The 5,068-nt window shown below is 46.2% G+C and carries 7 protein-coding genes and 1 pseudogene; 4 read left to right on the top strand and 4 right to left on the bottom strand.

The annotated features are described in order from the left end of the window. Positions 1–703, bottom strand: a 703-nt coding sequence (locus tag AC5V8P_RS23255) for an NAD(P)/FAD-dependent oxidoreductase (protein WP_495473909.1), incomplete at its 3' end; no start/stop codon positions are given. A 153-nt stretch (positions 704–856) separates the two neighbouring features. On the opposite strand from AC5V8P_RS23255, the gene AC5V8P_RS23250 reads away from it, so the two are divergent. The 4 genes from AC5V8P_RS23250 to AC5V8P_RS23235 all read left to right on the top strand — a co-directional run bounded on the left by AC5V8P_RS23250 (position 857) and on the right by AC5V8P_RS23235 (position 3,599). Beyond that, on the top strand, positions 857–1,525 hold the full coding sequence (locus tag AC5V8P_RS23250) for a hypothetical protein (protein ID WP_063207501.1): 669 nt from the start codon (positions 857–859) through the stop codon (positions 1,523–1,525). A 70-nt stretch (positions 1,526–1,595) separates the two neighbouring features. After that, positions 1,596–1,952 carry a nucleotide excision repair endonuclease gene (locus AC5V8P_RS23245; protein ID WP_063207498.1) on the top strand — a complete coding sequence of 119 codons (357 nt, stop codon included), beginning with the start codon at positions 1,596–1,598 and terminating at the stop codon, positions 1,950–1,952. 116 nt (positions 1,953–2,068) lie between these two features. Beyond that, entirely contained in the window at positions 2,069–3,013 is a 945-nt protein-coding gene (locus AC5V8P_RS23240; RefSeq protein ID WP_063207495.1) for a helix-turn-helix transcriptional regulator, read from the top strand. Between the two features lie 64 nt (positions 3,014–3,077). Next, the gene (locus AC5V8P_RS23235) at positions 3,078–3,599 is read left to right on the top strand and encodes a DinB family protein (RefSeq protein WP_064797576.1); all 522 of its coding nucleotides are present in this window, start codon (positions 3,078–3,080) and stop codon (positions 3,597–3,599) included. Here AC5V8P_RS23235 and AC5V8P_RS23230 read toward each other — a convergent pair. The 3 genes and pseudogenes from AC5V8P_RS23230 to AC5V8P_RS23220 form a co-directional block, all read right to left on the bottom strand. Then, a complete protein-coding gene (locus tag AC5V8P_RS23230) occupies positions 3,532–4,068 on the bottom strand; it encodes a Crp/Fnr family transcriptional regulator (RefSeq protein WP_013373777.1) in 537 nt (178 codons plus the stop codon). The genes AC5V8P_RS23235 and AC5V8P_RS23230 overlap by 68 nt on opposite strands. Before the next feature lie 36 nt (positions 4,069–4,104). Then, positions 4,105–4,845 carry an SDR family oxidoreductase gene (locus AC5V8P_RS23225; RefSeq protein ID WP_064797577.1) on the bottom strand — a complete coding sequence of 247 codons (741 nt, stop codon included), beginning with the start codon at positions 4,843–4,845 and terminating at the stop codon, positions 4,105–4,107. A 27-nt stretch (positions 4,846–4,872) separates the two neighbouring features. After that, positions 4,873–5,068, bottom strand: a pseudogene (locus tag AC5V8P_RS23220) (TetR/AcrR family transcriptional regulator); the annotation flags it as partial.

The following is a 5,068-nucleotide window of genomic DNA, read 5'->3' as shown; positions in this document are numbered from 1 at the left end:
CGACATGGTTGCAGGTTATTTTAAATCCGTCGCTGGTATTAAGGGTGGCCGGGTTTCCTTGCTCCACACCAGCAACGGTGGTCTGCTCATAAATTTTTCCGCCTTGCTGAATGACTTGATTAGCCAGATACCTTAAGAAAGGAACAGGATTAAACTGAGCTTGATTTTCCATCATAATAGCTGCTTTAGTTGAAAAGGGCAGAGGTGTTTGTTCCACATACCTTCCTGGGATGCCAAGTTCCTTGTATGCTTTATATTCGTCGGCGATTTTTTCTACATGCGTATCTGCACATGTATAAACGTAGGCGTCTTCTTCTGTAAATTGACAATCGATATGATACTCTTCTACCGTCTGTCTGATAAATTGAAGAGCATCGCGGTTGGCTTCGTAATAGAGCCGTGTTTTCTCCTTACCAAAATGGGAGATAAACTCGCTATAGATCAAATCATGTTGTGCGGTAATTTTGGCGGTTGTATGGCCCGTTGTTCCATGAAGTATCCGCCCTGCGTCGACGACCGCGACGTTTAGTCCTTTTTTTGAGAGTAAATAAGCAGTGGTGATACCGGTGATCCCCGCACCTACAATGGCAACATCCACCTGAATATCTTCACTGAGCTTGGGAAAACTGGGGATGTCCGTTGAAGCTAGCCAATATGATTCTGGAAATTGTGGAAAGGTGGCATGATTTTCATCTTGTTTCATTTTTCAACACCTATTCGATAACAATTTGTATATATTGTTATCATTGTAAGATTTTATATACTCTGAAAAGGGATACTTTCAGCCAGCTTTAATCTTATTTTCAGCTTGACCGGGTACAATCAAGGCAATTTTCCCGGGGAGGATGCATAACTAATGAAAACGAAAATGAAAAAGAAGGTTTGGATTCCGGCAATCATCGCAGTAACGGTAGCAATTCTACTCGTAATCTACTATTACTACATGTCCTCGGTTTCCGGCGGCAAGCCTGGCATGCGACCTCCGGGAGGCGGCAATGTACCAGCGCATATGGGCGGACGTCCCGGCGGAAAAGGGGGTAGGGGCAATGGAGAAATATTTAATACCTTGGGTACGATCTCTGTGTTCCTTGGAGCGGCCTCTTTCTGTTGGTTCTGGTTTAAGAAGAAGCTGAGATCACCGTCATTGTTGGTTCGAAAGACCGGGAAGTTGTTTCATTCCTTGCATAAACTGCTGGGTTGGGCGACCTTGATTCTTATTGCCGTTCATGGTGTCTATTTCCTGATTACCAAATTTCAAGATCACAAGACCTTTTCCGGACTGGCGGCCTTTGCCATTATACTGGCTATCTCCGGGTACGGCTTCTATATTAATAAAGTACGTAACAAGTGGATGCGAACCATCCATCGTATACTTGGACTGCTGTGGGTTCCCGTGCTGCTGCTGCATGTCGGCGGAACAGCAATTATAGCGGTCGGTTCCACCCTTGCTGTGGGGGGGCTTGTCTGGGCGCTCGAAAGAATGGCGGGAAGAACGACGAAACCTGTCCCGGGGGACACTCTATAATGTTATGGAATGGTGTTACCTTCATCTTTGTGGTAATATTTACACCTATATAGAATGAGGAAGTGACACAGTGATTAATATAACGATCCCAACTCCGGATATCACAATTACCAAACAGGCTAACCCTGAGCTTAGCCACATTTATGGCTTTACAGATTTCCATCTGATCCCTAGAGATAAAGCGGGTATCTTTATGTTCTACAACGCACAGGAGGAATTGCTGTTCGTTGGTAAAGCAAGAAAGCTCAGACCCAGAATCAAAAAGCATTTTGAAGATAACGTATCTCCGATCAAGGCTTATCGGAACGAAGTAGCAATTATTGAGGTCTGTATTGTGGAAGATGCGGTAGATCGTGAAATTTATGAAACCTACATCATCAATTCGCAAAAGGCTAAATATAACGTTGAAAAAGTGTATTATAAGTAAAGAAGAAGCGACTACGTTTTATGAAAAAAGAGCAATAAGCCGCAGTGGTGCACTGCCCTTATTGCTTTTTTTATATTCGTGCATTTTAGATCCTATTAAAGATGGAGCGATGTAGTATGAATAAAACCGACCGCTTGCTGGCCATCTTGCTAGAGTTGCAGCGTAAGGATATTTTACGGGCCGAGGATTTAGCGGCGATCTTCGAAACGAGTGTAAGAACGATCTATCGGGATATTCAGGCGCTAAGCGAATCTGGCGTACCGATTGTGGGGGCACCGGGTATTGGATATTCCCTGATGGAGGGGTACTTCCTGCCACCTGTAAGCTTTACTGCAGAAGAAGCTGTGGCACTGCTAATCGGGACAGATTTCGTCGAACAAAAATTTGATACAGACTATGGCATGAAGGCACAAGCTTCACGCAGGAAAATTGAAGCTATTTTACCAGAGAGCGTTCGCAGGGAAGTTTCTCAGGTGCGGACAACGATCAGACTGCTGGCGGAGGGTAAAGGAACAAACCATACAGAGAAAGCCTATTTGGAGATACTGCGTATTGCTGTATTGGATAAACGGAAGGTTCGGTTTGGCTACTCCAAAAAAATGCCAGAGGCTGACGGGAATCGCCAAAGTGTGCGTGTGGTCGCCCCTTATGGTCTGGTTCTGCTTCATGGTTCGTGGGTTTTGATTGGACAATGCGAATTGCGGCAGCAGCTGCGCCATTTCCGTTTGTCGCGTATGAACGATCTGATCATGCTAGAGGATAGTTATCAGTTGCCTGTTGATTTTAATTTGCAGGATTATAAGCAAGTCGATGACCGCCACATCAATGTTCATCTAAAGGCCCGTTCGGATATTATAGATAAATTGAAGGAAGCGAACCATTTTTACATGGAGTCCATAGAGGAACGTGAGGATGGAATCCATGTATTTCTCCGTGTTAGGCACCCAGAGGAACTACTATCATGGATACTTGGTTGGGGCGCAGATGTGGTGGTGCTGGAGCCTGAATCGCTTCGCGAGCGTGTCCGAACAGAAGTAGAAAAAATGTTGGAATGCTACTGACATAATGCTGTCAGTAGCGTTCTTGTATAGTAAAACTACTTTGATAGAGAGGGGCATTTACTATATGAATACAAGCGAAACATTACAGCGTTTTGAAGAAACGGCACAGCACTATCTTCTTGAATTGGACAGCTTTACCCTAGAGCAATTGCAGTACACACCGCAGGAGGGACAATGGTCGCTTGGACAAATGTATCTTCATTTGGTGAACTCTGCTCTTTATATGCATCTTAGGAACATAGAGCTTTGTCTACAGTCTAATGGGGAAAAAGGGACTAAAACGGAGGCGGGCACAACCGCATTTAACTTGGGAAGCTATCCACCCATACGTATTCAAGTCCCACCATCTCCGCAGTATACTCCCCCTCAACCGACGAGCAAAGAAGAGATTGCAGAAGGATTGAACGTGGTGATCCGTAAAATGAGAGAGATTGAGCCAACCGTTGAGAAATCAACAGGGTCGTCTACTTCCCCTCATCCTGGATTTGGTGCGTTGAATGCGGGAGAGTGGTTTAGACTCATCGAGATGCATTATCGTCACCATCTTTCGCAGATGGAGCGCTTGAAGCACGCAATAGCCGGTTAATCGTCTCTCGGCGCAGCCCGATGAACTGCCCGATTTCCTCCTGCGTCAGCACGTCTGTTAACGTAGCGGGTGCGATGTAGGAGTGGAACCAGCGTTGGAGCTTCCGAAGCTTCTCGGCAGGCGATACCTCCGTGAGCTGGTCAATTCGTTGCTGCATCATACGCAGCTTATCCTGTAGCTGCAAAGCGATGGCTCGGCATTGGGCCGGATCTTGCTCCAGCTTCAGGTACCATTCCTTTTGCGACAGAACCTCAATCTCTGAGGTGACCAGCGCCATCGCGGTACCATAATAGGGATTGGGACTGATGAGAGAGTGATGCGGGATGATTTCATCGGGCACAATTACATTAACTAAAATTTGTGAGCCGTCCTCATGGACTCGGATAATTTTTAACAAGCCGCTCTTTAAGTGATATAAAGGGCCAGTTTCCCCTTGTCGAAATAAAGTCTCGCCTTTGTGTAATATCATGAACGTGTATAGCCTCCATTTCATGTATTCCAGCTTTTAGATGAACCCGCCATTGACGCGGATGGTCTGCCCGGTGACCCATTGCGATTTAGCGCTGACCAGAAACTCAATCACATCAGCGATATCCTCCGGTTCACCGAGACGGCCCATAGCATTCATTTTCTTCATGCCTTCGATTTGCTGCTCTGTTTTTCCTGCTTGAAAAAGCTCTGTGTTGACAGGACCGGGAGCCACGGCGTTGATCGTAATTTGTCTGCTTCCGAACTCCTTGGCTAGCTGACGGGTAAATTGCTCCACCGCGCCTTTTGTACCCGCATACACGCTATAGGCCGGAAACATTTGTCCAATCACGGATGTGGACAGGTTCACGATTCTTCCGTAGTTCTCCATGTATTTCATCGCTTGCTGACAGGCAAAGAAGGTACCCTTTACATTCAGTGCAAACTGCTGGTCAAAATCAGCCTCGGTCACCTCAGCCAGAGGTTTGGTAATCATCAGCCCAGCGTTGTTAACCAGGATATCCACTTTGCCAAATTCGGCAATCGTATTTGTAAATAAGGCTTCAATATCGCTCATCTTGCTCAGATCAGCGTGGAGAGCTATGGCCTTTCCGCCTTTTTGAACAATGCCGGCCACTACTTCTTTAGCAATGTCCGCACTGCTGGCATAATTGACGACTACATTAGCACCCAAATCAGCCAGCTGCTCGGCAATGGCACGTCCAATTCCTCTGGAGGAGCCGGTGATCATGGCTACTATCCCATCCAAATACTTCATATGTGTTTGACCTTCTTTCTATATAGTTTAAGATATCCCTTTTTCTAAAAGCATCCACACTTCCAAAAACTCCCGCTGAGTCGCCGGACTTTTCCATTCGTAAGCATGTGCGGGATGATGAAAACGGGCTGTGGCATAGAAAAGCGTACGTGCCAATTGGGCCGGGTGATCCGTTGTAATGCCCCCACGCACAATAATGTCAGCGAGCTGGCTCACAATGTGG

The sequence above is a fragment of the Paenibacillus sp. N119s genome (assembly GCF_059447605.1).
Note: the sequence above shows the minus strand (reverse complement) of the source record. Positions and strands in the feature narration are given on the sequence as shown.

Excerpts from the sequence above, each read along its gene's own strand:
- AC5V8P_RS23250 (WP_063207501.1), top strand. The coding sequence starts at position 857 with ATGAAAACGAAAATGAAAAAGAAGGTTTGGATTCCGGCAATCATCGCA.
- AC5V8P_RS23240 (WP_063207495.1), top strand. The coding sequence starts at position 2,069 with ATGAATAAAACCGACCGCTTGCTGGCCATCTTGCTAGAGTTGCAGCGT.
- AC5V8P_RS23235 (WP_064797576.1), top strand. The coding sequence starts at position 3,078 with ATGAATACAAGCGAAACATTACAGCGTTTTGAAGAAACGGCACAGCAC.
- AC5V8P_RS23230 (WP_013373777.1), bottom strand. The coding sequence starts at position 4,068 with ATGATATTACACAAAGGCGAGACTTTATTTCGACAAGGGGAAACTGGC.
- AC5V8P_RS23225 (WP_064797577.1), bottom strand. The coding sequence starts at position 4,845 with ATGAAGTATTTGGATGGGATAGTAGCCATGATCACCGGCTCCTCCAGA.